This is a genomic window from Aestuariivita boseongensis, from assembly GCF_001262635.1.
GTDB classification, from domain to species: domain Bacteria; phylum Pseudomonadota; class Alphaproteobacteria; order Rhodobacterales; family Rhodobacteraceae; genus Aestuariivita; species Aestuariivita boseongensis.
Map to the genome: position 1 here is coordinate 76224 of NZ_JXYH01000008.1, position 26747 is coordinate 102970.

15 protein-coding genes are annotated in these 26747 nt (G+C 61.4%); 6 read left to right on the plus strand and 9 right to left on the minus strand.

The features are described 5' to 3' along the window. Positions 1–47 precede the first annotated feature (47 nt). Positions 48–443, minus strand: coding sequence for a RidA family protein (locus TR61_RS05290; protein WP_050928738.1), 396 nt, complete (start codon positions 441–443; stop codon positions 48–50). A 285-nt stretch (positions 444–728) separates the two neighbouring features. Between TR61_RS05290 and TR61_RS05295 the strand changes: the two genes are divergently transcribed. The 5 genes from TR61_RS05295 (at position 729) to TR61_RS05315 (ending at position 4726) form a co-directional block, all read left to right on the plus strand. Then, entirely contained in the window at positions 729–1067 is a 339-nt protein-coding gene (locus TR61_RS05295) for a TauD/TfdA family dioxygenase (RefSeq protein WP_050928740.1), read from the plus strand. A 66-nt stretch (positions 1068–1133) separates the two neighbouring features. Beyond that, positions 1134–2792, plus strand: coding sequence for an ABC transporter substrate-binding protein (locus TR61_RS05300; protein ID WP_050928744.1), 1659 nt, complete (start codon positions 1134–1136; stop codon positions 2790–2792). A gap of 65 nt (positions 2793–2857) precedes the next feature. Next, positions 2858–3349, plus strand: coding sequence for a DUF2165 family protein (locus TR61_RS05305; RefSeq protein WP_050928747.1), 492 nt, complete (start codon positions 2858–2860; stop codon positions 3347–3349). 3 nt (positions 3350–3352) lie between these two features. Continuing rightward, positions 3353–4306: an agmatinase gene (speB, locus tag TR61_RS05310; RefSeq protein ID WP_050928748.1), complete on the plus strand. Its 954-nt coding sequence runs from the start codon at positions 3353–3355 to the stop codon at positions 4304–4306. A gap of 87 nt (positions 4307–4393) precedes the next feature. Beyond that, positions 4394–4726 carry a DOPA 4,5-dioxygenase family protein gene (locus TR61_RS05315; protein ID WP_050928750.1) on the plus strand — a complete coding sequence of 111 codons (333 nt, stop codon included), beginning with the start codon at positions 4394–4396 and terminating at the stop codon, positions 4724–4726. A gap of 4 nt (positions 4727–4730) precedes the next feature. Here the strand turns inward: TR61_RS05315 and TR61_RS05320 are convergent, their stop codons facing one another. Continuing rightward, complete coding sequence (locus TR61_RS05320) at positions 4731–5204, minus strand: CIA30 family protein (protein WP_050928753.1); 474 nt, start codon at positions 5202–5204, stop codon at positions 4731–4733. A gap of 102 nt (positions 5205–5306) precedes the next feature. Here TR61_RS05320 and TR61_RS05325 point away from each other — a divergent pair, with 102 nt between their 5' ends. Then, positions 5307–6950, plus strand: a complete 1644-nt coding sequence (locus TR61_RS05325) for a thiamine pyrophosphate-binding protein (RefSeq protein ID WP_050928755.1) — start codon at positions 5307–5309, stop codon at positions 6948–6950. A gap of 15 nt (positions 6951–6965) precedes the next feature. On the opposite strand, the gene TR61_RS05330 is transcribed toward TR61_RS05325, so the two are convergent. The 7 genes from TR61_RS05330 to TR61_RS05360 are packed head-to-tail and all read right to left on the minus strand — an operon-like array spanning position 6966 to position 26484. Further along, entirely contained in the window at positions 6966–10334 is a 3369-nt protein-coding gene (locus tag TR61_RS05330) for a DUF6603 domain-containing protein (RefSeq protein WP_050928757.1), read from the minus strand. A gap of 2 nt (positions 10335–10336) precedes the next feature. After that, positions 10337–12619: a hypothetical protein gene (locus tag TR61_RS05335; protein ID WP_172676937.1), complete on the minus strand. Its 2283-nt coding sequence runs from the start codon at positions 12617–12619 to the stop codon at positions 10337–10339. A gap of 1 nt (position 12620) precedes the next feature. Next, positions 12621–15890: a hypothetical protein gene (locus tag TR61_RS05340; protein WP_050928761.1), complete on the minus strand. Its 3270-nt coding sequence runs from the start codon at positions 15888–15890 to the stop codon at positions 12621–12623. Beyond that, entirely contained in the window at positions 15880–17616 is a 1737-nt protein-coding gene (locus TR61_RS05345) for a hypothetical protein (protein WP_172676938.1), read from the minus strand. Before TR61_RS05345 ends, TR61_RS05340 begins: the two co-directional genes overlap by 11 nt. Beyond that, entirely contained in the window at positions 17613–22928 is a 5316-nt protein-coding gene (locus tag TR61_RS05350; RefSeq protein WP_050928765.1) for a hypothetical protein, read from the minus strand. The genes TR61_RS05345 and TR61_RS05350 overlap by 4 nt, the downstream gene beginning before the upstream one ends. Positions 22929–22931: 3 nt before the next feature. After that, positions 22932–25745, minus strand: a complete 2814-nt coding sequence (locus tag TR61_RS05355) for a hypothetical protein (protein ID WP_172676939.1) — start codon at positions 25743–25745, stop codon at positions 22932–22934. A 52-nt stretch (positions 25746–25797) separates the two neighbouring features. Next, positions 25798–26484, minus strand: coding sequence for a peptidoglycan recognition protein family protein (locus tag TR61_RS05360; protein WP_216595367.1), 687 nt, complete (start codon positions 26482–26484; stop codon positions 25798–25800). Between the last annotated feature and the right edge of the window lie 263 nt (positions 26485–26747).

Below are 26747 nucleotides of genomic sequence, written 5' to 3' on the forward strand. Positions count from 1 at the left end.
TGGGGGCAGAGCCCCCAGCATCACAAAAAGAATGCGCCGCAGGCGCGCTATTTGGCAGCGGCCCAGACCTCCACCTCGACCTTGAACTCGGGGCGGGTAAAGCCCGACACGATCACCAGCGTGGACGAGGGCAGCCGATCATCCGGCACCTCAGCCAGAAACGCATCACGTGCACGCATATATCCCTGCATATGCGCGCGGTCGGTGACATAGGCCGACACATGCACCACATCCGCAGCGCCCATCCCGGCCTCTGCCAGTATGGCCATGATATTGCCAAAGCAGATCTGCGCCTGATCAAAAGGATCATCCGGCACCGTCCCGTCCACGGCTAGACCCAGCTGACCCGATGTGCGCACCCAGCGCGCGCCCTGGGGCACCTCCACCCCGTGGGAATAACGAGCGAAAGGTGCGGCGATGCTGGGAGGGTTCAAGGGCTGCATTGGGAAGGCTCCGGATTTTGGACTGGGCGCAGTCTTGCCCCAATCGCCAATCATTGGAAGGGTTCGGGCAAATCTCTGGCGCAGATTGATTTCTCAAGACCATGCAATGACCGCTTCCCGACGGGAAACGTGATGACACCGTGTGTGGTTTTGATGAGCCGCCGGCAAAAGCAAGAGTCCAGCTACGGGGCAGGACGCCGGACGGTTCCGTCCAAGACGTCAGACCATTATGAACTATCGCGTCCTCAGACTTGATACTCAATCGGATGGTAAGGCATCCCGGCCATGACGATCACCATCCGCTCCATTCATCCACGTTTCAGCGCCGAGGTCGACGGCTTTGGCCTGGCCCGCATCGAAGACATCTCCTGCCCCGCGAAACGCGATCTGTCCAAGCAGTATACGCTCCCTCAGGACGAATATGTCTTTTCTCACACATGGAATGTCGGTGACGTGCTACTATGGGACCAACGCGCCGTCTTGCATCGTGCAACCCCTTGGAATTACGATGAACCCCGGAAGCTGACCAGCTTATGCGTGACTGCACTATCGTCAGACGGGCTGGATAGCATGCGAATGGGGGAGTTCTCAGCGCCTGAACATGGCCTGCGCCGTGATCGGTGAAAAACGATAACACACCATAAGAAGCCGGGCGTTCAGCCCGCCACATATCCAACAGAGAGGAAGACAATGACCTTTACCACACGCACCGGCAAACCCCTGCCGAAAGAGATCGTCGACAGCGCCGCAAAGGTCGGCAATGACCCGGTCAACCGCCGGGAGTTCCTGGCCCTGGCCAGCGCCTTCGGCGCGACGGCGGCAACGGCCTATTCGATGATCGGCATGGCGGCGCCCGCAAAAGCGGCGGCGCACAAGATGGGCGGCACCGTGCGCATCCAGCAGGAAGTGCGCGCGCTGAAAGACCCGCGCACCTATGACTGGTCGCAGATCGCGAACTTCAGCCGCGGCTGGCTGGAATATCTGGTCAGCTATGAAAATGACGGCACCTTCCAGCCCTCGCTTCTGGAAAGCTGGGAGATCAACGACAACGCGACCGAATACACGCTGAAAGTCCGTCAGGGCGTGAAGTGGAACAACGGCGACGACTTCACCGCCGAGGATGTTGCACGCAACATTGCCGGCTGGTGCGAAAAGGATGTCGAGGGCAACTCGATGGCGGGCCGGATGGCAACGCTGATCGACGAAAACACCGGCAAGGCGATCGACGGCGCGATCCAGGTGGTCGACAGCCACACCGTGAAGCTGATGCTGCCCAAGCCAGACATCTCGCTGATCCCCGGCATGGCGGATTATCCGGCGGCGATCGTTCACAGCTCGTTCGACCCCGACACGATGCTAGACAACCCGATCGGCACCGGCCCCTACCTGCCGGAGTCGCTGGAGGTTGGCGTGCGCGGCGTTCTGGTGCGCAACGAAGGCCACACCTGGTGGAACGCAGGCAATGGCGCCTATCTGGACCGGATCGAGTTCATCGACTTCGGCACCGATCCGTCGGCCTGGGTTGCCGCGGCTGAGGCTGACGAGGTCGACATGCTTTATTCCGTCGATGGCGATTTCATCGACATCATGGGCGCACAGGATGGCTGGACCCAGCACGAGATCGTGACGGCAGCCACCATCGTGATCCGTCCAAACCAGCTGGCCGAAGTGAACGGCATGAAGCCTTATGCCGACGCGCGCGTCCGCAAGGCGATCCAGCTGGCGGTCGACAACGAAGTGCTGCTTGAACTGGGCTATGGCGGTCGCGGCATCACTGCCGAAAACCACCATGTCGCGCCGGTGCACCCCGAGTATGCCGAACTGCCCCCGCTGGAGCATGATCCCGCAGCCGCCAAGGCGCTGCTGGAAGAAGCCGGCATGGCCGATTTCGAATTCGAGCTGCTGTCGATCGACGATGCCTGGCGCAAGGACACCACCGACGCGGTGGCGGCCCAGCTGCGCGACGCAGGCTTCAACGTGACACGGACAGTTCTGCCTGGCTCGACCTTCTGGAACGATTGGGCCAAGTACCCCTTCAGCTCGACCAACTGGAACCACCGCCCGCTGGGCGTTCAGATCTGGGCGCTGGCCTATCGCACGGGCGAGGCGTGGAACGAATTCGGCTATTCCAACCCCGATTTCGACGCCGTGCTTGAGCAGGCGCTGGCTGTGGCCGATGTGGACAAACGCCGCGAGCTGATGGCCGTGGGCGAAAAGATCCTGCAGGATGATGGTGTGACGATCCAGCCTTACTGGCGGTCGCTTTACAACCACACCAAGGACAACCTTGTCGGTGGTGGTCACCACATCTCGTTCGAGATCCGGCCGGCCGAACTGGCCTGGACCTGATCCAAGACACCACAGGGGCCGCTGGAAACAGCGGCCCTTTTTCTGTCTGACGCAAAGTTGTTTTTATGTTCGAAACCGTTGTTCTGATCGCCCAAACCGTTTCTGTCGCTGCGATCGCCGCCTGGCTGGCCACAGGCCTTTACGACAACATCCGCTATCCCGAGAACAACGCGCTCTACACCGCGCAGGTCATGTCGATGGAGCGGATGCAGCTTGAATACCCGGCCGAATTCTCCCGCGTGGCTCATCGCGCTGTGACCAACCGAAACCTGCAAAGGCTGGCCTTTCGGGTCGTCGTGCTGGCCGAGCTGATCGCGACCATCATGCTGATCGCCGGTGTTGTGGCGCTTCTCATGGCGCTGGCAGGGACCGGCAGTGTCGAAATGGGGCGCAGCCTTGCCCTGATCGGAGCAATGCTTTTCACCGCCGTATGGGCCGGCTTTCTGATCATCGGCAATTACTTTTGTTATTGGTTTTGCCACGAAGGCGGGCAGAATACCCATTACCAGATGACCCTTTGGGGCACGGCGAACATGATTTTCTTGGCGGTGGCATAGACAATGGCAGGGCATGGATATGAGGGCGGGCGGCTGAACCTGCCCTTCGTGGGGATCTGCACCTTTGGCAAATACCCTTATGTGGACGATTGGAACGCAATAGACGCCGATGTCGCCGTAATGGGCGCGCCATTTGATGGCGGTACACAATGGCGATCGGGCGCGCGCATGGGGCCGCGCGCGGTGCGCGAGGCCTCAACGTTGTTTTCCTTTGGTCATGCCGGTGCCTATGATTTCGAGGATGATGTCACCTATCTGGATCCCGCCAAGGTCAGCATTGTCGATATTGGTGACGCGGATATCATCCATACCGATACGATGCGCAGCCACGCCAATATCGAAACAGGCGTGCGCAAGATCCTTGCCGCGAACGCGATGCCCGTGGTGATTGGCGGCGATCATTCCATCAATATTCCCTGCATAAATGCCTTTGACGATCAGGATCCGATCCACGTGATCCAGATTGACGCCCATCTGGATTTCGTCGACGAACGCCACGGTGTGCGCTTTGGCCACGGCAACCCGATGCGGCGCGCGGCAGAGAAACCTTATGTCACCGGGCTGACGCAAATCGGGATCCGAAATGTGTCGTCCACGGCCAGGGAAGGCTATGACGACGCGCGCAGGATGGGGTCGGACATCCAGTCGGTGCGCCATGTCCGCACCATGGGAACCGAGGCGATGCTGCGCCGCATTCCCGCCGGGCAGCGGTATTACCTGACCATCGACATTGATGCTTTCGATCCCTCCATCGCACCGGGCACCGGCACGCCCAGCCATGGCGGGTTTCTGTATTACGAAGTGCTGGAGCTCATCGACGGCATCGCCCAGCGCGGGGATATCGTGGGGCTCGACCTGGTCGAGGTTGCGCCGGATTACGACCCGACCGGCAGCACTTCGATCCTGGCAGCGCAGGTTCTGATGAACACGATCGGCCGGATCATGCATCACCGCTGAGCCGCGCACAGTTCCTGTTCGCCCATGTGCATGGCGTGCCGGCGTTTTGGGGTCTAGCGTGATGCTGGGAACGGAAGGAATACCATCATGGACCAGATCCACAGCTATCATGCGCATGTCTACTTCGATGAGAACACCGTCGATCAGGCCCGCAGCCTGTGCGAGACGGTCGCCCGTACCTTCAAGGCCGATATGGGGCGCGTGCATGAACGCTGCGTCGGGCCGCATCCGATGTGGTCATGCCAGCTGGCTTTTGCACCGGACCAGTTTCAGCACATCGTGCCCTGGCTGGCGCTGAACCGGGACGGGTTGACCGTCTTCATCCACCCGGAAACCGGGAATGAGTTGAAAGACCATCGCGACCGGGCGATCTGGATGGGGTCGATGCCCAAGCTGAAGCTTGAGATGTTCGAGGGCTGATAGGTCAGCCTTCCTTAGCATAGAACCCGAAAGACCTCACCGACACATCGGCGGTGAACACGCGCCCAATGGCCAGTATCCCCACCCGTCTGAGGCGCGCAGGATCAAAAGCGGCGTCAGTTCGGTGCGGTTCAAACCGGTCAAACGGGATGTGCAGGCAGGCCCAGGTTTCTGGCGCCGTGACTTCAGTTCGGAACGATTGCCATGGCCGCGACAGTGCATCGGTGCGCAGACGCAGGTCATAAACCTCTCCGTTACCGCGCAGCTCAAGCGCGATCCCGTCGAAGCCGCTGGCGTCAAACAGACCGCGTTCTGGGCTCAGGTCAGCCGCCATCTGGACAAAGCCGCCGTCATTTTCAAGAGACACCTCTCCGGTCAGGCGCGCAACCTGATGAGCGTCGTCCCACGTCACATGTCCGGTGGATACTCCGCCCATCACCGTGTCGGCCACGAATTCCCAGTTCAGATCCAGCTTCATTGCGCCCTCCCAACGGTTGCTTGCGCGCAGGCCCTAGCACCTAAGCCCGCTTCCCGTTAGATCAAGCACAACGACTGATCCGACCAAAAGGAAGCACATCAGATGGACAAACCCGAAACACATGGCGGCCAGATCCTTGTCGATGCGCTGAAGGCGCAAGGGGTGAACCGGGTGTTCTGCGTGCCGGGCGAAAGCTTTCTTTCAGCGCTGGATGGACTGTATCAATCGGGCATCGACACCGTGGTGGCCCGGCAGGAAGGCGGCGCGTCTATGATGGCCGAGGCGCATGGCAAGCTGACAGGCCGGCCCGGCGTGGCCTTTGTCACCCGCGGGCCGGGCGCGACCAACGCGGCCTCGGGCGTGCATGTGGCGTTTCAGGACAGCACGCCGATGATCCTGTTCATCGGTCAGGTAGCCAGCGACCAGAAGGATCGCGAAGCCTTTCAGGAGGTCGATTACCGCGCGATGTACGGCCCCCTTGCCAAATGGGTGGCTGAAATCGACCGCCTGGACCGGATCCCGGAATATGTCAGCCACGCTTTTCACGTCGCCCAGAACGGGCGGCCCGGTCCCGTCGTGCTGGCTTTGCCGGAAGACATGCTGTCTGGACGCGGTGTGGCCATGCCGGTGGGAAGGGCGACATTGGCCTCAGGTCAGGCTTCATCGGACGATATCGCGCAGATCACCGCGCGCCTGAAAGCGGCAGAGCGGCCGCTGGTTCTGATCGGTGGTGGCGGCTGGACGGGCGAGGCCGCACAGGCCATTGCCGAATTTGCCCGGATTGCGCAGATCCCCGTGGCCGCGTCCTTCCGCTGCCAGGATTTCATGTCAAACGATCACCCGAACTATGCCGGTGACGTCGGCATCGGGATCAATCCCAAACTGGCCGAAAGGGTGCGCAACGCCGATGTGCTGTGCGTACTGGGCCCCCGGCTGGGCGAGATGACGACCAGCGGCTATAAACTGGTTTCGGTGCCCCAGCCTACGCAGTCGCTCATCCATATCTATCCCGACCCGGATGAGCTGGGCCGCGTCTATCGCCCGGAACTGGCGGTTTGCGCACGCCCGAATGCTGTGGCGCTGCAACTGCGTGACGCCGCGCAGGATGCGCAGGCAGACCGCGTCGATCTGGTCCGTCAGGTCCGCGCGGAATATGAGGCCTGGCAGGAACCCGAAGAAACCCCCGGCGATCTGAAGATGGAGCGGGTGGTCAAACATCTGGCCGCAGTTCTGCCCGAAGACGCGATCCTGACCAACGGCGCGGGCAATTATTCGGCCTGGCTGCACCGGTATTTCCGCTATCGCAACTGGCGCACGCAGCTGGCCCCTACCAGCGGGTCGATGGGATACGGCCTGCCCGCCGCCATCGCCGCCAAGCTGCAAGCTCCAGAAAAAGAGGTTATCTGCCTGGCCGGTGACGGCTGTTTCCAGATGGTGATGCAGGAATTCGGCACCGCCGCGCAATATGGGGCCAATGTGATCGTCCTGATCGCCGATAACGGGATGTATGGCACAATTCGCATGCATCAGCAGAAACACTATCCCAAGCGGCCGTCCGGCACGCAGCTTGTGAACCCGGATTTCGCGGCCATCGCCCGGGCCTATGGCAGCTTTGGTGCGCTGGTCGAGACGAATGAGGCATTTGAGAGCGCATTGGCCGAAGCGCGCGCGGCCAATGCGCCGGCGATCATTCACATGAAAACCGCACCAAAGGCGCTGTCACCCAAATTGCTGCTGGAGGACTAGGGCAAAACCCCTGTCTTACGCCACTTCAGGTTCGCGCCGCCGGGACGCGACGCGCGCGGCGGTGTGCGACCTTGTCATGCGCCCGCCTGCCAGATCGCCTGTTTTGCCCGCGATTTCAAAGCGGGGCGCGCGAAAATCGAACTGCGCTGCTCCGCGCTTTCTGTCGGTTTCGACCGCCTCTGCCTTCTCGCTCTTGCGCTGGTCGGACCGGCGCCGGGTGGTTTGTGTTTTCTCGGGCTTTCGCGTCTGGCGTCCGATGTATTGGTTCAACTCGGGGTCCACGATGATCTCTTCCACATCCGGCGTGGCCGAGAAGGCGCCACCGGTCAGCGTTTCCCCTCCACCCATGCGGATGCCGGACTGCAGTGGCTCATAGGACGGTGCTTTCAGCTTTTCCGCGTCCGACATGACAAAGTAATTGGCCGGCGCGAACCATTCAGTGACCGCATCGTCGTCCTGTGGCGTTTCCGGCTGGCCTCCAACAAGCGCATTGATCACGGCAAATTCACGCGGGCCGGTCACCGTGCCATTGCCGAATTTGTCGATCTTCAGCCCCAGCGGCACAACCGTCTGGCGCACCACGATATCACCGGCGGGATGCGCGGCCGGCGCTTCACCATCACCGCGATCGCGCAGAACGACATTCAGCGCACCAAGACGGCTTTCATCAACACTCCAGGCATCGGCCAATCCCAGGGCGTCGATCAGCAGGGCGCTGACATCATAGCTTTCGACGGTGACCTGCTTGCGCTCGCCCACCTCGAAATCAAGGTCCAGCCGCTTGTCCATCTTGAGGATTTCGAACTCGGCATAGCCGGTGATGACCCACGGGCCCGGCCCGACAATCGTGGCGTGAACATCCACGCCCATCAGCTTGACCTTGCCCGCGCGGACACTGACACCAAAACCCACAGCAAATTCGAACCCGAAGGGAGAGAACTGGATCAGTGCGTCAAAGGCGAAATACCCCTCGGCCGTGAAGCCTGACGCCTTGACCCAGATATCCAGCCGCCCGCCTGTCTGGAACGTGTTCGACGTGATCGCCACATAGCAGGACAGATCCACAGCCGCGAGATTGCCCAGCGGGAGCGAGGCTTTCATCCGTTTAAGCTTGGGCACCTCTGGTGGCGGGGTGAACTTGGGGTGCCAGCCGCCAATGGACATCAGCATCGTGGGCGCATCGCCAAACCGCGCGCGGAAGGCCATGTCACCGGACAGGGTGAACAGATGCAGGATGTGGCTGTCACGGATGGTGGCGTCCAGCGCCAGCGTGCCTTCGGTGATATTGGCAACGCCCAGCACGTCCATGTTGATTTCGATTATTGCCGCTTCGGGTCTGGGCAAAACGATACCCAATTGTCCCAGCAGGACGATCTTGATGGGGTCCGGCAATTCGACGATCACACCCAACTCAAGCGTCAGGATCGATGGCGTGCCCCAACCCAGTTTCATCATCGCCCCAAACAGGAACTGGCCCTGACAGGGTGGAAAGACGGCGCGGATATCCGACAGGATCTGCGGCGCATTGGCGACCGGATCGGCCGGGAACATTATACTGTCCATCGCCCCGTCAAAGAAGCGCTCGCGCAGGGCTTCGTCGTCAAAGGTGCGGTGCAACCCGACCAGACCGCCAACTCCGTTCAGCGTGAAGCCAAAGCCCAGCTGGATCGGGGGAAATTCGCTGAAGACCGACAGGAACAGCGACCAGCCGTCACTGCCATCGGGCATGCGGGTGGTCAGAATGCCGATGGCCGAGAGTTTTAGCGCGATAAAGCCCAACTCGGCCACACCACCATATTCGGCGAGCGCCTCGTCGTGATAAAGATACCCGCCGCCCGTGACCACGCCAGCCGCGTCCACCACCAGCCCCAGACCCTTGGGCGGCTTGAACCCAAGGGACATGTCGACCGGCCCCAGAAGCCCCTTTTCGCCCTGTGGGGTGGGAAAGGCGCGCGCGCGGATGCCGATGTCTTCCACAGCCACCGCCAGCACTTCCAAATCGACGCCGCCGCTGATCGCAGCCTCCAGCGTTGCGCCATCGCTGCCGCCGGCAAGTCCCAGCCTGAGACCCGACAGTTTCAGCGGACCCCAGGTGACGGACAGAGGCACCTCGATTTCGAACCCCACGCCGCCGTCGAATTTGAACCCGTCTTTCGACGACCAGATCCCACCCAAGTCTGCAGTGACCGCAATCTCCTGATCGCCCAGCAAATCTGCGATGAACCCGTCGCCATCGCCCGGTGAGATCACCAGCTTGATCCCCTGCCCTTCGGCACCCCGGGTCGAGAAGGTCACCGCCAGTTCCTGCTCATTCGCGGTCGCGTCCATGGCAATACCGGCGCGGAACTGTCCCAGCTCAAGCCGGGCCTTGTTCTTTTCGCCGATCAGGATCCACGGCTCTTTCGGTTGACCCACCAGATCAAGTGAAGCCGCGACCGTTCCGGAGCGCACCTGCAGCTCAATACCCGAGGGGAGGATGACCGCCTCGAACGCGCGGTCCAGATCGCCGCTGGCTTCGGCGGTCAGAACCCAATCCTCGGCAAATTCGATATCTTCGGTCAGCCCGGCATTCAGCAGATTGGTTACCGCGATCCCACTGATCCCACCGCCCGGACCGGCGGCGGGGGCCACCAGAAGCGACGCTTTCAGCCGCGCAGAATAATCAGCGGCCATCTTTTCCAATATGGGAATTTCGATCTCTGGCAGGCTGGCCGGATCAGACGCGGCCGCTGCCAGATCCAGAAGCTCGGGGCGCAGATTGGCGATGCGGGGGACAAAGCCAATGGCGTGGATCAGCCGCAAAAGCCGCAGTGCAACGGTGTCGAAATCGAAATCCGCGCCCCAGCCATAGATGGATTGCATGCGCGCGACCGGGTCGGTGAACAGCTCTCCGAAGCCTGCCCAGTCGATGCTGCGATCCCGGATGGTGCGGTCGCCTTCATCGCGTTCGGTTTCGATCACCAGCCCGGTGATAGCGAGGGTTTCAAAGGCCAGGGGTTGGTGCGTCTCAAGATAGGTGACGACCAGATATTCGGGCAGACGCAGCGCCATTTCCTGCCATGCGGCGGCATCGTTGAAGGGATGCGGCAGCTCCAGCAGATCGTCTTCGTCAGGATCGAGGTTCGACAGCAGATCGAAAACCTGTTCGCCCTTGGTGATAAGTTGCTCCACCACGCCACCATCCAGACCGTCGCGCACCAGTTGGGCAGCAAGGTCCGCGATCTCTTCCACCAGATCGACGACCGCCATGGCGCTGCGGAAAAACCCGACCTGCCTGTCGTTGAAGGTGACTGTCCAGTTCAGGTCCTTGAGAAAGGCCGCCAGGCTGTGGCGGTCGCGCAGCGCAACATGGAGAGGGGCGAATAGGTCTGAGAGGATCTGCATGGTCAGCCTCCGTCCGGTCCAAGGGATCCAAAGTCGATCTGCTCCGGCAGGGGCTTTTCGGACAACAGAATCAGTTTCTTGTCGATGAATTCAGGCGTGACACGCGGATGCACAGGGGCATTGGCGATGGCCCGAACCTGCGCCAGAAGGCTGTCGGGAACGGTCGTTTCCGAGGAATGGAGCATGCTGCGCAGCAAGAACAGTTCTTTCACCATAAGCGGCGGATCGGCCGTGCTGGCCGCAGCGCGCAGCGCATCCCCCTTGCCCGACCCGGCACCGGCCATATCGGCGATCTGATCCAGCATTCCCGGCGCGTCAGGCAAGCGGCGTGTGTCGCTGAGAAGCGCGTTTGTTGCGTCAAAGGCGGCTTCGGCCCGGGCGATCAGGTCGGTTTTCATCGCATCGGTAGGTGCCACAGCACCTGTGCCCAGCGCTTCTTCGGGAACGCCGCCGGCATCCTCGAACCGACGGTCGATACGCAGACCGTCAAATTCAACCACATGGCCCAGGCCGTGGCGTCCCTCCTCCAGCAAGTCGGTGGCCTGGTCGCGCGCCGACAGTTTAGGGAAGCCCCCTTGCGGGATGTCTTCGCCTGACCCCATGATCGTCCGCCGCAGCTGCTGGCCAAACTGGTGCTGCGCTTTGCCCATCGACGTCAGCGCGCCGCTGTCATCGGCCCGCCCCGAATAGGCCAGCACGTATTTCACCGATTTCCGTTCACGCGTGGCCACGAAGTTCTCTCCGACCGGGGTCGGATCCTGAGCCTTGCGGGGCCGGAATTCGACCTCGTCCCAGCCTTCGGCAAAGCGATCGGGCGCGTCGATGCGCGGCAGGTCCGCCCCGAAAGACAGCTTGGTGCCGCTGGCTCCGGTCTGGGCCAGTTCGGCGTTGCGCTCCATGGCGCGCACGGCCTCGAACAGGTATTCCTGCGGACCTGAGCCAGACCTGGTAATGAATTTACCCATCACATCGAACTGCGCCTGGCTGACATAGGGAAAGACCCCGTTCGCCATCCGCCCGTTCGGGGTATGCGCCATAGCGTTTTCAAGCAAATCACGGGCGTCCAGCATCCGATGCGCCAGCTCGTCCAAGTCAATGATCTGGTGCCCCATCAGGCGGCCCATCGCGATGTCGGCATGCTCTCCTTTCAGCGTACGCTGAAAAAGGGACGCGCGTTGGCTTTGTCCAAGGGTCTGAGCATGGGCGGTCGGGTCGGTCAGGTGGCACAGGCCCCGTTCGATCCATTCCTTCACCTCAACCGGGATTTCCGAATCCCAGGGAAAGCGCGCCGTCCACGCGTTATCCAGCGCATTGGTCCATTCCGCGGCGCCGTCGGCAATCTTGGTGCCGTGCTGCACCTGCAAGGCCTTGCGGGCATTTTCAAGACCGCCATGAATCCCGCGCCACCCAGGCCCCAGGACCTCGTCCAGCCCCTTCTCGGCCCGGATGAAGACCTGGAAGCCCCGCGCACCAGAACTTTGCCTCGGGGCGGTCCGGGTGATCGCGTCCATAACCTTTGGCCCCACAATCGCATCAAGCGCAGCGCGTGGGCGTCCGCCGCGTTGTACACACACCACGTAAGCCTCGGGCTTGAAATCCGCGAAATGCTGCGCCTTCACGTCGCTCAGACTGCCAACGCCAGCCTGACGCCTGACCCATTGTTCGTAATTGCGTTTGAGGTTCCCACCATCGATGTTCGATGGAAAGGTGCGCACACTGCCTGCGGTCCCGACGCTTGCCGTAACCGTCACATGGCGGGTCTTGAGAAACGCGATGAATTTGTCGATCCCGGCCACCTGATCCAGGTGATCGGCCAAAGCCTTGCCGGTCAGACCGCCCGCATCAGCGGCATGGCGGGCGCGAAACGCGGTAAAGGCCTCTTGCAGTTCGGCATTGCATTTGATGCCGAGAATCTGTCCGTCATTGCCGATTTTCATCACGTTCGACACCGCCTCGAATGCCATGTCGGCGGTGCCGTCAGCGCGGCGAACATGTGTGGCACCATCCACCATTTGTCGAAACGCATCATTAAACTCGACCATACGACCGCGCAGGTACTGCGTGAGCATTTCGGGTTGGCCCGCCTCCTCGGCGGCTTTTATCGTTTTCACAAGATCAGCCATGTCGGCCTGGCTGAGCGCGCCGCCATATTGCGCGTGGAAATGCGTCAGATAACGCCGGGCCTCCAGCACCTCTGCAGTAGCCTGAGAGAAAGGAGCCGCACTGAAGCCGTCGGTTGCGTTCACAACCATTTGTCTGGGTGTCGGTGGGGTCGGAAGGGCCATGTTATTCAATCACCCCCGGACGCAGATCAAGTTTCAGCCACTCGTCGGCCTCGTCGACCAGTCCAATCGCATCGCCGCCACCCCGCATCCCCCGCAGCGCGGCTGACGATACCACTGGCAACATCAGTCCACCCACCGTCAGATAGAACTGCCCGCGGGTCATCTTGTTGCCCCAGCGGTCGGTGCCCATGCTCATGTACAGCATGATATCAAGCAGGTCCGCCGCCTCGCCCACAAGCGGGATGAAGCCCACAGCCACATCAAAGGTCATTTGCGCGGCAGAAACCATGGCGGCCTGGTCCAATGCCTCAAGCCAGCGTTCATTGGGCCCGACGATGGGGCTGTTTTGATGCCCGGCATTGGCCGCGATCAGATCCGGCGGGGTCAGGGGCGTGCCCTGTTCGGGCACCTGATCCATGGGCATGTCATAGACGTGGTAATGCCACGTCATCTCGCGCCCCAAATAGACCTTCTTGCCGTCGCTTGCATCGAACAGATCGGCGTAAGGATCCCTTCCGGTGACGACTTCAAGCAGGTTGTCCCACGCTTCGATCCGATTGGCGATGTAGGAATAATTCGAATCCGCGACCGAGACATTCACCGAAGGTGTCTTGAAGATGATCAGTTCATATTGAACGATGTCATAGACATCTCCCGACAACGCCCAGACGTAGTTCGAGTCAGCATCCGGATTGGCACCTTCGGGCGCAGGTGAATCGTACATCGCCATCTTCGCGTGCCGCTCACCATTCCTTCGGAATTCCTGTTTCAAACGGTACCTGAACCCAAAGGCGAATTTCGCCATGTGCGAATATCGGCCATCATTGGGAACGGATATGGTGACGCGCGCCTGCCCGTCCTTGCCGCGATAGGGATGAAGTTTTGCCTGCGGATTGTCCTGTGCATTCGAATCCTTATCCGGATTAGGCAAGGGCGGCATGCCAGGCGCGGTCAGCACCACACCCGACCACCCTGGCTTTTTCAGCGGCGCAACGTGGATTAATGGGATGGTCTGCGGTTTCTCTTTCCATCCATCGATAATCGCGCGAAGGCCGGGCGGGTCGCGGTTCTCATCAAAAGGTTCCGGCGCGGCATAGGCCTCCATATCGCTGAGAACCGACAGCGCGCGCGGGGCCAGCAAGGCTGCCGCATTGATCGGGTCGCCGGGATCGGGAACCAGGGCCACGCTTTGCACCCGGTGAATTTCGACCGTGCACGAGACAAGGAAACTGTCCAGCCCGTCGATCTTGACGCCCGGGGCTGCGACGATGACCAGCCGCTCTTCGGGGTGTTCAAGCATCTGGGCAAGCGCGGCGTCGACCATGCGGATTTCTGCCAGAATGGTTTCGTCTGTGATCGGATCGGGTTTGGGCATGAATTGCCAGGCCACACAATTGGCCAGAGACGTGCCCTCAGGGATCCCATGAGCCGCGATCAGGATAGAATTGCCCGGATCGTGGCTGTGCACCAGCCGCATCGAGCGTTCGGTTTCAAGCTCGGCCCGGACGGTGCGCGGTTCCACCCCGGCATTCAGATCGCCGACAACATGCGCGATCGAGAAATAACCAAAGTTGAACAGCGCCAGAAGCACGTCGACATATCGCGCCAGCCCCACCTGCTGCAGCAGATCCGCACCACCAAGATCCTCCGCAAGCTTGGTCTTTGGCGGCGGCGCCATCGACTCCTTTCCCCGTCCTTTCGAGGCCTGGGCCAGTTCGTCCAGCATCCGGTCCAGCGCGCGCATGTCCGTTCGCAGATGGGCGATCCGATGCGCCTCATAGTCACTGTCGTGGGTCGCCAGAAAACTATCCGCCAGCATGCCCTGAAACGTTGGATTGCAATAGGCGCGGCCATCATCCTCTTTCCGGTAGGCGCGCGCCTGGCGTCGTTTGATCCGTTTGATCCGCGATCGGCCTGCCGGGGTCGAAACGCCAAGCTGCACGTCCAGAAAGCGCGCGATCCCGGTTTGCCAGTTGCGGGTGCACCCGATTTCAGGCCGGACAAGCGCATCGTCCGGGGCGTAGAATTTCGCGTCCAGCAGACCCGTTGTCTTGACCGAAAAGAACTCTTCAACCGGTCGGGATGCGGCTGGCGGATCGGCGGCGCGGTCTAGGTCATCTGACGTTGGGACCAATAGATCGGAATAAACGAACTCCCCACAGGCGTTCAGGAATTCGGAATACTGCCGGCAGTATCCCTCCAAAAGCCCGAAGGCGGTTTCAGAAGAACTGCCGATTTCCGCGCCGGTGGCCATGGTTTGCCAGTGGTCCGGATCAAGAACCCATAGCATTCCGGGATAGGGCTCTGAAACAGTGGGGCCGGTTTGTTCATCATATAGGCCCTCATCCTCGACCATGGCCGGCTGGTCATTGGTATCTGAGTCGCCATCGCCATCAGGATCCGACTGATACAGGCAATTCCTGGTGTTCAGCTCATTGGCGGCACGGATCAGGGCCTGTCCTGCAAACCAGGTGATCGTGTCGAAAAGGGTCAGCCGGATTGCCGCGAACAATTGGTCCTTGGCGCTGTCACCGGCATCCACAAAACTGGTGCCAGGCGGCACGTTGCCCGCCGGATCAGACATGAAACCGAAATCCAGATCGAATATCAGCTCGGCGCCTGTTCCCTGATCTTCCAGCAGCGGGGTCAGCAAGCGCTTGCGATAAGCCGCGATGCTTTCGGTGCTGTTGCCCATCACCATCGGATAGCGCTGAAAGACGCGGTTCATATAGGATTGCATCGCCTCATCACGCATGGCGGTGCCGCCATCATTGACGTCCTGGGCCGCGACCAGTTCGTCCCAAACGGCACCTGTCAAAGGGACTGCCAGCGATTGTCCCTCTGGCCGAGTGATCGGGAGAAGCTGCATTCGGACAAGGTTTTTTCCCTTATGCCTGTCGTCCGATTTGACAAGACGATCCACCTGCCGCCCGGCCAGGTCAAAGCGCAACCAGTGGCCGTTGGTCGGGTGAAAATAAGTGCCGTTCGGTTCTACCGCATCCGGCAGTCGTCGAAACCCGATGTCGATATGAGGCACCCGGTACCCGGCCAGAAAAAGGGCTGTCAGCGCTGGGGACAGTGGAAGCAGGATATCCTGTACCTCCTGATCCGTGACGGACAGATAGGTGGACCAGGATTTACCAGTCGTTTGCAAATCAAAGCCGCGATCGGAAATCAGCGATGTCATTTGCCGGAAAACAGGCGCGTCCAGAGGGAAGACCGAAGGAATCCAGACCTGCGGGTCAAGCGGGGCAAAACCGTTACTCGGCATTGGGTGCCTCCTTCGGTATCTCGATCATGTCGACCTGCCGTCCGCTGGATGCATCACCCGACGCCGGCGCCTTGCGGCGCGCGGGCCACAGCAGCAGCCGCCCATCGGGGCTGCGCGCGGTTTGCCAGCTGCGGGTCAGGCTCAGCCCACCGCGGGGCAGTTCCTCTTCGGCCACGGCCATGGGCGCGCTGGGATCCATGAAGCAGCCCTGCGGTCCGGCATAGGTTTTCATCGCATCGCCCAGAAGCTGCCATTCCTGCATCCGCGACCGGATCAGCCGGTGGGTTGGGTACCCTTTGATCACCTCAGGCGCGAAAGGCACCCAGTGCGGCGGTGCGGTACTCAACAGTCGGTACCGCCAGGCACCGTCTTCGGGCGGCTCCTCGTCCGGATCCTCGCCGGTATAGGTCTGGAAGCCGTCGCGCACGCGCGCCCAGTCCTGATCGCGGTCGATGGGATGACCCGCCTGCCCTTCGATCACGCGTTCAATACCCCAGGCCAGGTTCGCCATTTCATCCCGGACCAGAGTGACCTTTTCCACGGGGCGGCTTTCTTCGCCTTCATCCAGGCTGCGGGGCAGATACATCAGCGGCGCCAGACCCTTGGACACCGACGGGTCGCCCGACAGCTCGAAGAAGCGCCAGGGCCGGCCCTTGGGCTCGTCGAGGGCGGCGGGTTTCACTTCGATCACCTCGCCGAAATTGTCCCGCACGGTGATGCGATCCACCCGGCTGAGCGTGCCGGTCTCGGTTTCCACCGGCACAAGGAACCAGTCATTGCTGTAGACGGTGGCGAATTCCGTCAGGACCAGCTGCGCCAGATCGGTGCGTTCCAGCGCCAGACCACCGAAGAAGACCTTGCCATCCTCAAAGTCCCAGAACCTGTCTGCCGGCATCCCGGAATACCGGACCGGCGTGGGGATCATCACCGCCTTGCGGGTTTCGGGCAAAGGCCGGTCGATCCCTTCGGACCGGCGCGCATCCACGTCAAAGGCATGCCAATCCAGATGGCCACCGGGATAGCCTTCGGCCTTCAGGCGAATGTTGGTTTTGTTAGCGCCCTGCGCGGTCAGGCCGAAATCCTGTTCCAGCCGCTCTTGCTGCCATAGCGCGGCGGGCGCGCCGGGGACAAAACGCGCCTCGTAATAGGCCCGCCAGGTTTTTGAAAGCTTGACCGCCGCGCCCTGCGACAGACCAGCCTGATCCAGAAAGGACAGATCGCCCTTCTGCAGGCTTTCATAAAGCTGGCGGCCATCGAAACTGCCCCGCGCAAGCGCTGTCAGTACAGTCTGATTGCGGCCATGTCCGGGGCCATTCGAACGCAGCGGATAAGCCTTTTGCAAACGCGATCTGACCTTGGCGCGTTTCGCGCTGGGAAGCATGCGCAGAAATTGCAGACCCGCCTCCCCGGCCTGACGCAAGGCGGTGGGATCGTCATCCCCATGTGTGGATTCCACAAGCGGCTCAAGCAGATCAGATGGGCCAAGAGCGCGTGACGGAGTGGCACCTTTGGCCGCTTTGGCAGGCACAAGACCGGTTACCGGCGCATGGCTGCTTTCCACAGCGATTTCGGTGGGTGTGGCGGCGTCATCGCCCTGGAACTCTCCGAATTGCCACTGACGCGCCAGGGTGAATAGCGGATCGGCCAGTCGCGCTTCCAACCCGCGCCGGGGGTCTTCCCTCCGATAGCTGCAGCGCAAATGGGTCCATGTCATCCGGCGGGTCATGCAGCCCCCCCCGTGCGCATCTGGCTGGAGGCGAAGATAGCAGGCAGCAACTGGTTGTAATCCGACATGATCGAGGCATCAACCATGCGCGTCTTGGCCAGGCGGAAGGTGTCGCGCACCGTGTCTACCATCAGATCATAATCCCAGGTTTTCCCCGCAGGTGGCAGCGCCAGAAGCAGCGCTTGCGGCGCGGCGGTGTTGGGCGCATCGAAATGCAGGGCAACACCGGCATCGGTGGTTGTTGCGGGCACGCGGTCAATCACCTCGTCCACGACCACGCCGCAGATCTGATCGCCTGTCAGCGCCGCCCCGTCGCCCAGCGCAAGGCAAGACAGGGTCGCGCCATCCTCGCGCTTGGGCGGGGCCAGAGCGATCCAGGGGGCTGTCTTTTCCTCGGGCCATTGACCGACACGCATCTGGGCGGCCTCGGGCAGAACCGTGGCGCAATCGTCCAGCATCAGCGCCTCACCCAGATCACGCAGGAAAGGGCGCACATAGCCCATCTTCTCAAGCCAGATCATCGGGGCCACGGCTCCGCCTTCTGTCATATCAAGCCGCTGACCAGAAGCTTCAAAACCCAAGCGCAACGCCTTCATCTCTTTCGGGATAAAGGACGGCGCGGCATGTGCCTTGTCACCAATGGCCACACGGATCAGCGCGCGCGCAGCAGCGATCCGGGCCATCGTATCGCCCGAGCGGTCAAGTGCCGCGTCCCGCAACGCGGCGACACGCTTTTTCAGCCGTGGTGCCAGCTTATGGCAAAGGGTGTAGACCCCGTCTTTACTGCCAGACGCCCCGTCGGGCAGGCGAGCCTGATCCAGCCCCGCGCGCACCAGTTGGTTCAGCTGACGGCCCAGAACCGCAGCAGAGGTTTGGCCAACAGGAAACTCCGGCCCCCCATCCTCGCGCGGCGGCAGGGATTTCAGGATGCGTTCGCAGGCAACCCGCACATGTTTCGCCAGGGCTTCCGCCCGCGCCTCGAACCCTTTGAGATCCACCTGCGCCCCTTCCGGCCCCTCGCCTGACCAACTCAGGTCGGCCGGCGACACCGGCCTTGCCCGCAGGATCACCCGCGCCCAGGCGCGCCACCGGTCAAGTATTTCCGCACGTTCCTGCGCGGCATCATCATCGGTCAGGACAACCACCGCCGCAGCGTCCAGATCGTGCATTTCTGCCACTGCACGGCGCACACGCCCGGCGATCTCGTCACTGTCGCCCTCATGCTGCACAAGGCGCAGCATATGCAGCGCACCGCCCGCCATGCCCGATTGGGCCCGGATCACTTCGTGCCAGCCGATCTTGCCCTGGGTCACGGTCGCACCGTCTTTGTCCACATGCGAAAAGTGGAAGATCAACTGATCCGGAGGACCCAGCCTTGCGGACGCCATCGCCTCAAGCGCTGGGTCGGCAAAGGCCAGGGGGCAGACCTCTAGCTCAGGCTGGACCCACCCTTTCCCGGCTGCAGCCAGAAGCACGACACGATGTGTCTGGCTGACTGCGGTCGGCCGGGTGCGCAGCATATCCAATTCGGGCGGCGGCGTTTCACCGTCGCCAATGGCCGACAGAGCGGCCCCGGCCCGTGCGTAATTGCCCTGCACCAGCGCATGAACACCATCGGCCAGCGCCGCGTCAGCCAGAGCGTCGATCAACGATGACAGCCGCAACATCGGCTGATCCAGCTTGTCAAAGTCATCGGCCCCTCCGCCCAGTGCCTCGAGCTGACTGAGAGCCGAGGATTTCAACTTCTTGCGCAGATTACGATCATCCCAAAGCCGCTTAAGCTCCAACGCATCCACAACCGGGTTTGCCGGATCGGGGTCGAGCCCCGCCCGTTCTGACACCGCCATGCGCAGCGGATATATCCAGTGGGCAAGCCCGGCGGTGTCTTTCAAATCCCTTTCGAACCGCGCGCCCAGCACATCACCCAGGTCCTGTCCCCGCCTTACGGCATCGAAAATCCATTCAGCCGCCCGCATCCGGTCCGAGCTCAGATCCGTTGCGAGCGGTGCTTCGGCCCCGCCGCCATAAACGGAATACCCGCTGCGCAGGATCGCGGCTGTCTTGGCATGATTGAGCGAGGGCGTGTGGACAAAGCCCTGACTGCGTTGGCCATGGGCCTTGTTGGCATGCACTTCATTGGCCTGAAGGTTCTCGACCCAGCCATAGGCACCGATCTGCAGACCGGTTTTGCTGCCGCGCTGATCGCGCAACTCCACCAGCCGCTTGGCAGGCAAGGCCGCCAGCCAGGCGTCCAGCCGCCAGGATGCCAGACCGAGGGTCTGGGTCATCAGCAATTCCAACTGCGCCGGGTTCAGCCCTTTGAACAGATCAAGCGCCGCCTCGATCTCCCGAAGGCGGGCGGCGCGGACGCTCTTGGCGGCCTGAAAACGCATGGGTTGGGCACCGGCGGATCGGGTCGCGCTGAAATTCTTGATCTCCCGCGACAGGGTCGAGATCTTGCGACCACGGTCCGCTTCGTCGGCTGTCGTCAACCGCCGTCCCTCAGCCTCAAGCGAGACAGACAGCCGGTCCAGATCCGCCTTCTTCATTTCGCTCAAGGCACGGGCCACAGGTTCCTGCTTGCGGGTCGCCTTGGCATTCGGGGCCATCTTGTTGAGCGCGCTCACATCACGGATCAACGCATCGATCAAAGCGGGTTCCGGTGGCGTCGCCTCAAAAATCGCGGTGCCGCCGGGATCGCGCCGCGTCACCTCTCCCCAATCACGCACGGCAATGGCGTTTGGGTCTTCTTCGGTTCCGGTGCGGAAAATCGCCTCCCGCAGCAATTGGTACAGAAGCGGCTCGCGCCCATTCGGAAAAACGCTCCGCTCAGGCGGCTGAGCGTTGCTTCGGAAACTGAGGGCATAGCCCTTCAGCTCGGCCAGATAGGCCGCGGGTTCCACGGTTTGCTCACCCTCTTCTATGCGGATGAAATGGTCGGGATGCCAGGCCTCGGCCTTGTCTTCATAGGCCAGGAAAACCTGGGCGGCGTCGGTCGTTGTCTCTCCGATCACGCCTTTGAACGCGCCTGCGGCAGTGCCAAAAAGCGACCTGAACAGGGCATTGTTTTCCAGGTGCCCGTCCAACAACTCGATCATTTCGCCCAGATATTTAATGCAGGTCGCGTAATCATGTGGCCGCAAATGTTGAACCCTCAGGAAAGGATGCAGCGCTGTTGGCAGGTGGCCCCAGACGGACGGATGGCCGTTGATGGTGTCTTCCAACAGGCGTTTTTTCTGCAGAAGCACGCCTTTCTGATGGGTCGCTGAGGTGAATGCCTGCGGCCAGTCGTCAAAGGTCTCGCGCCCGGCCTTGCGCCAGAGCGATTCCAGCAACACACGAATATCGCCGCCGCTTTTGCTGATATAAAGCCCGCGATACGCCTCTGTCCGAATGGCAGGCTGCACGATGCGGTTGCGGATCTCGTATCGCAGTTCCATAAGCCCGGTACTGTCTGTGGCCTTTTCCAGCGCAAAATGTGCCGGGTTCGGATCCTGTCGGAGGATTTCCAGCAGACGCCCTCCGGGCTCGTCAAAACCCTGCAAGCCGACGGGGCGTTCCGCCAGCCGCAAAACACGCGGCGCGGCTGCATACCATTCGCGGTAAGCCTGTTCCGTCGTCCATTTCAGCACCGCTTCGCGCCGAGTATCGCCCGCACCCCCCGCCGGGATCGAGGTCGTGTATCCCGCCGTCACGCTTTGCACGGGTAAAACCCCGTATGGCGTATTACCAACGCGGATGGAGGGCAAATGCGGTCCGCCTTTTACGTGATCCCGGAACCATCCCTGCACCCAGTCGCGCGTTCCCGTCGACAGATGATTGCCGTTGGGACCGCTCATCATGGTGTTGAAGGTCTCGCCCCAGGTCACTGGCCAAAGCGCTGTATTCATCGCCTCGAATGCGCTGGCCTCGTCCAGCGTGCGGTGATCATACCGCTTGAGGGCCGACGCATCCCGAAGGCCCAGCGCGCTGCCAAGACGGCGATAGGCTTTCTTGTCTTCGGATTTACCCACCAGCGTATTGCGCGGCAACAAAGCGTCATCTGCATGTGCGGCGATGCCTGCCGCCAAGGCTGGATCGCTGTCGCGTTCAACCACATTGCGCTGATAGATCGCCTCGGGGTCGACATCGTATTGAGACCACCCGGCCTCCACATCGCTGGTGTTATTCGTCGCGCTTCCCGTGGGCACGAAACCGGCGCCGCGATCATGTATCTGGCTTTCCAGAAGCTCGTCCAGCAGCGTGGCGGCTGCAGCGGGCGTCAGCGGTTGGCCATTGGCATCACGGCTTTTGACGCCCGTGACATAAAGCTCGTCTATTCGCGTTTTGGCCGCGCCAGAGACCGGGATCTCAAGCGCCATGCCCTTTTGGATTGCTTTCTGAAAGTCGAACATCCAGGCAATCGCCGGATCAATTTCCAGCCCGCCATCCGTGGATCCGGATTTGCCGAAATCCGGGCTGAAAGCCAGATCGCGCGCAATCATCGAGGAGTAGCTATCAATCACCTGCTGCCCATCGGTATAGCCCGTGACAAACCAGCGATCCGGCATCAGAGGCGCGATAGAGCGATAAGGCTTGGACGGATCGCGCAGCCGCTTGGCCCCAAGACCCCTTCGAATCAGCCGCGCCAGATACCCTGCCCTGCGTGCACCATGAACCGCGACGAAACCGTCCCAATGGCCGCGCCGGTCTGCCTCCGGCGCTTTGTCATGGGTGCGGATGAATGCGCGCGCCGATTGCAGCTCTGATTGCGAAATCGTCGGATCGAAGGCATCAATGCCGATCTTGTCGGGATAGATCCGAACCCGCAGTTTCCGCCCGTCCCCAGCACCGACGAACCGCGTTTCGATCCGCACGGGAAGCATCAGCACTGGCAGATCTTCACGCAACTGGCCAAAGGGCCGTTTCGCATCCATGAAAGCCTTGGGGTATTTCTGGATCCGCGGGGCGAAGTCGACTTCCGGGCGCGCAGCTTCGAATTCCCTGACCTCTATCTTCGGGGCCTTGCCTTTAGGGCCCTTGTTCAGCTCTTTCAGAACAAGGGGCATCTGTTCGGTGATGGGGCGTTTGGGGTCCAGTTTGGCCTGGGTCACGGCAGGGCCCGGTTGAACCCGATCCACTTTCTTGGGTTTGTCGCGCTGGCCGATGATCGTTTTCTTGTCGTCAGCTCTTTTGATCTCGGCCTTTTTATCTTCCGCCTTCTTGATCTCGGCCTTCTTGTCCTGGGCTTTCCTATCCGCGATCGTTTTGTCGTCCCGCTTGCGGTCAAGCTTTCGCTTGCGCTCTCTGCGGTCTTTGGGGGTCTTGGCCATCCGTCAGCCCCTCCGTGCGATCAGGGCGCTGGCATGGAACAAGATCCGCACCGGCGATTGATAGGCCAGCCGCGCGGTTTCAGCTGCGGTTTTGCCCCAGCGCGCGCCCTGGATTGGCGTGTCTTTCCAAAGCGGCGCAGTACTTGCAAAGGTCATCGCTTCGAACTCCGCCAGTGAAGCGCTGAAATGCCCCCAATGCAGATTGTCGGCGCGGCGAGGGGCACTGTCGGGGCTGAACCCATCCGGCAGGTCAAGACCGAACTGAGGTTCTTTCACCGTCTGTTCGAATACAACGAACCAGCCCGCATCCTTGCTAGGTCTCGGATCGCCCTGCAGCTCATCGGTGTCGATGTCAAAGCCGAAGAAGCTGATCTGTGGCCCGATCTTACCCTGAAACAGCGGATAGAGTGGTTTGGAGAGGATTGCCGTGCGGATTGCCTCGCCCTCGGGCTGCCCCTGGCGGCGGTTGACAGCATCCATCGCTCGCGCCTCGTCCTTGGTTGGCGCGCGCCATTCAGCCGGGGCCAGATAGACCTGCGTATCGGGATACCTCCGAAACAGCTCGCTTTTCAGCAGGACAACCGCATCGCGCCCCGGCCCTGCCTTTCCGCCCCCCAGGGGCCTGTCGCGGCGCCAGGTTGCGATCGGGTCGATATCGCGGGCGTCCGGGTCGTCAACGTAATCCCAGAACGTGTCAAACCACGTCGCATCCAGCCGGGTTGGAAAGCCGCGCCAGGCAAACTCCCTGCTCATTTCGTGATTGAGACCAAGAAGATAGCTTTCGACAAAAGCCGGGTTCGTTTCCACGACCGACACGGCGTCCTCGGGGATCGTCTCGGCCCCGGGCAGGATCATCCGTTCGTCATGGCGCATCAGCCGGGCATAGCTTGCTTCGTCAAACCGGATCTGCGCCCGAACCCTGCGCGGGATGGCAAAGCCCGGTGCCATGTCAGGGGTCAGCCCGCCGATACGGTCAAACACGCGATCCTGCTGCAGTCTTGCCGGTTCGGTTTCGACCAGCAGTCGCCCCTTCAGATCGCCCAGGTTGGGTGCAGCAACCGACCGCGCGATATGTGTCTTGGGCCGGACACGTTCGGTGATGCGCGGCACGGTCATGCCGGGAACAGCCGCCAGCGCCCCTTTGTCCAGCGGCAACTTGGCCTGGCCGGCCAGCATCTCGATCGACGCACCGCTTCTCAGTGTGGTCCCCCCGACGGTCACATCCGGGGGCGCCATCACATTCGCCGTCAGGCTGAAATAGTGATCGCCCAGAACCTGCGACTGACCCGACAGGCACAGCGACGTGACCGCTGCGGTCAACTCGACCGGGTTTGGGGCGGGTTTCGCGCGTTTGGGCGTGACAGCCTTGGCTGCGCGCACGGATACCTTGCGGAAGGTGGCTGAAAACACCGCATCCGGGATCGCCGCGTTCGATAACAGCGCCTCGGCCACGCTGGCCGGTTTGTCGGGCCTTGCCTTGACCGCCTTGTGAATGGGCGTGGTGATTTGGATCAGGTCAGCCTGTTCCAGATCACCCAGCCGGGAATGCACGCGCGTCCCCACGCTCATCGCGACGCGGGCATGGCGCAGGGTCGCGTCGATCTGATCATGTTTGGCCAGCATCGCCCAGGCGCGGCCCATGAATTCTTCCTGATGCTTGCGGACAACGCGCGTGCCAAGGCCCGAAACCGCCCGCTGCGCAGGATCCGTGTTGGCGCTGTCCATCCATTTCGGCTGAGGCTTTTCCACAGGCTGGGGACCGGCCTGCCAGGATCCGTATGTAGGTGGCGTGATCACCGGGTCATGCTCAAGCGCAGAGTAACTGTTCCGGTTTCCGGGCTTTTGCACCTTAGCGTTCAGCATATTGTGCAGTGCGGTTTTGAAGGGCCTCTGGTGCTGTTCGTCCCAATCCCGGCGCTTTGCGACGGGTGAGGTCAGCGCCCCCGCAAAACTGACCCGCGCCGCCTTTTCAGCACGGTGCCCCAGATCAAGATCCTTCAGGTTAAGCCCCCCGCGCGGATAACGTAGATCGAGGTCGTTCAGACCCAAGCTGGCATCCGCCTCAAAAGGGAAGAGGCGGCGCACCAACGCCTCGAAATCGGCGGAGCCTGTGCTGAACCGCCAATGGTGATAGACCGGCAAATCCAACGCGCCTGTGCCATCCTCCCAGGACAGAAGCCGCCCGTCTGTTTCGGGCGCACGCCCCAGCCCTGCAAGGCGGCCGGCTTCGAAGCTGGGCACCAGACAGATGGTGTATTGCGCATTGGGCTTCAGCTTGGCCGGACACAGCAGACGCGCCACACGGCGCGTTCCATATGGCCCCGGCACATCCTGCAGATGCGCCCAGGCATAGGCCTGGTCAAGCGGGTGCAAAATGGCCCCGGCCCCGTCAGCGATCGACAGGCGCATGACGGGCGGATCGGACAGCGGCGACAGGACGATGCCCGGCCCCTCCTCCACCGCGATCAGGCTCAGCCAGGGGATCAGCCGGTCAGACGGGCCTGGCCTGGCCGGCGTATAAAGCCAGGGTAGCTCCGGTTCTGAGAACTCCACATAAGGAAAGAAATTCGGCGCGCAATCCCGCGCGCCGGGCGCCGGAACGCATTTTGTGATCGTTCCCGCCTCTAACCGCAAAACATCGCCCGGTCCGCGCAGGGCGATGGTTTGCATGATCGGATCGGGAATGTTCGACAAACGCAGACCGGCTTCGATCATGGCCTCGGCGGATGGCGGCAACCCGCTGTCATCAGCGCGCGCAGGCAGCGCCGAAGACAAGCCGGATGTCATCCATGATTGAAACGTCAGCGGATCGCCCACGCTCTTTCCCTCCCAAGACTGCAAAGGCGGGATACGCCCGCCAATGTGCAGCTTACTCGTCGCTGGCGTGAACGATGCGGTCGTTGTTCAGCACGGCCGCCCAGGTCATTGGGCCACAAATCCCGTCACGCACCAGACCCTTGGATGTCTGGAAGCTGCGCACTTCTGCATCTGTCTTTGGCCCAAAAATCCCGTCATCCTTGATCATCAGAAGCCGCTGCAAGAGCGCCACCGCCGGGCCGCGGTCGCCGCGGCGGATCGTGGGGAGGCTGTCGGGCGTTTTGTCGTCGACCTCGAACAGCGGTTGCGCCACAGTGCCGTCCAGACCCAGGCGCCCGAACTGATCCAGCTTCAATACGGCCTTATAGTCGAAGACCGGGCAGGCTTTGGACGCCACTTCGCGATGGCCATGGAAGGTCAGCGTGCCGTCATAGCTGTCATTGATTTCGACACACAGGTTTTTCAGAGTGGCGAACTGGCTTTCGGTAAACTTGTCTTCATCCAGCCCATGCAGGCAGATCGCGATGGTGCCGGTGTTATGGCCCGCCTGCGCAGCCGGTGTCCGGCTCAGCGGGCGACCGTTTTCAAGTATGCCATTCTTGCGGATGAAATAGTGATATCCCGTATCGCTCCACCCTCGGCCTTGGGGTTTCGGATCAGTGTGCCAGCGTTTGATCGTGGCCACATTGTCATGGGAGGGATTGTCCGACGCAGAGCAGTGCAAGAATACACGATCCACGAATCTGCTTGGTTTTTCAAACATTTAGAACCTCTTTGAAGCAATTGTGACGAGAGTAAAAAAATTGTTTTCTAAAAATACGTGCGTCCGAGCGTTGTCCGATTCTTGGGTTTTGTCAAAATTTTTGTGTGCATCAGAGCCGCCGGTCATATGACGGTTTACCCGCAAAACCTGCACTTTCTGCGGCGTTTTCTGGGCAGACGATGCCCTATGTCTCTGGACACCTTACAACGGTAAAAGCCGCCAGCCAGTCACGGCAGGCG

What these genes read in the sequence shown, in the direction of transcription:
- TR61_RS05290 (WP_050928738.1), bottom strand. Translation starts at nt 443, where the DNA reads ATGCAGCCCTTGAACCCTCCCAGCATCGCCGCACCTTTCGCTCGTTAT.
- TR61_RS05295 (WP_050928740.1), top strand. Translation starts at nt 729, where the DNA reads ATGACGATCACCATCCGCTCCATTCATCCACGTTTCAGCGCCGAGGTC.
- TR61_RS05300 (WP_050928744.1), top strand. Translation starts at nt 1,134, where the DNA reads ATGACCTTTACCACACGCACCGGCAAACCCCTGCCGAAAGAGATCGTC.
- TR61_RS05305 (WP_050928747.1), top strand. Translation starts at nt 2,858, where the DNA reads ATGTTCGAAACCGTTGTTCTGATCGCCCAAACCGTTTCTGTCGCTGCG.
- speB (WP_050928748.1), top strand. Translation starts at nt 3,353, where the DNA reads ATGGCAGGGCATGGATATGAGGGCGGGCGGCTGAACCTGCCCTTCGTG.
- TR61_RS05315 (WP_050928750.1), top strand. Translation starts at nt 4,394, where the DNA reads ATGGACCAGATCCACAGCTATCATGCGCATGTCTACTTCGATGAGAAC.
- TR61_RS05320 (WP_050928753.1), bottom strand. Translation starts at nt 5,204, where the DNA reads ATGAAGCTGGATCTGAACTGGGAATTCGTGGCCGACACGGTGATGGGC.
- TR61_RS05325 (WP_050928755.1), top strand. Translation starts at nt 5,307, where the DNA reads ATGGACAAACCCGAAACACATGGCGGCCAGATCCTTGTCGATGCGCTG.
- TR61_RS05330 (WP_050928757.1), bottom strand. Translation starts at nt 10,334, where the DNA reads ATGCAGATCCTCTCAGACCTATTCGCCCCTCTCCATGTTGCGCTGCGC.
- TR61_RS05335 (WP_172676937.1), bottom strand. Translation starts at nt 12,619, where the DNA reads ATGGCCCTTCCGACCCCACCGACACCCAGACAAATGGTTGTGAACGCA.
- TR61_RS05340 (WP_050928761.1), bottom strand. Translation starts at nt 15,890, where the DNA reads ATGCCGAGTAACGGTTTTGCCCCGCTTGACCCGCAGGTCTGGATTCCT.
- TR61_RS05345 (WP_172676938.1), bottom strand. Translation starts at nt 17,616, where the DNA reads ATGACCCGCCGGATGACATGGACCCATTTGCGCTGCAGCTATCGGAGG.
- TR61_RS05350 (WP_050928765.1), bottom strand. Translation starts at nt 22,928, where the DNA reads ATGGCCAAGACCCCCAAAGACCGCAGAGAGCGCAAGCGAAAGCTTGAC.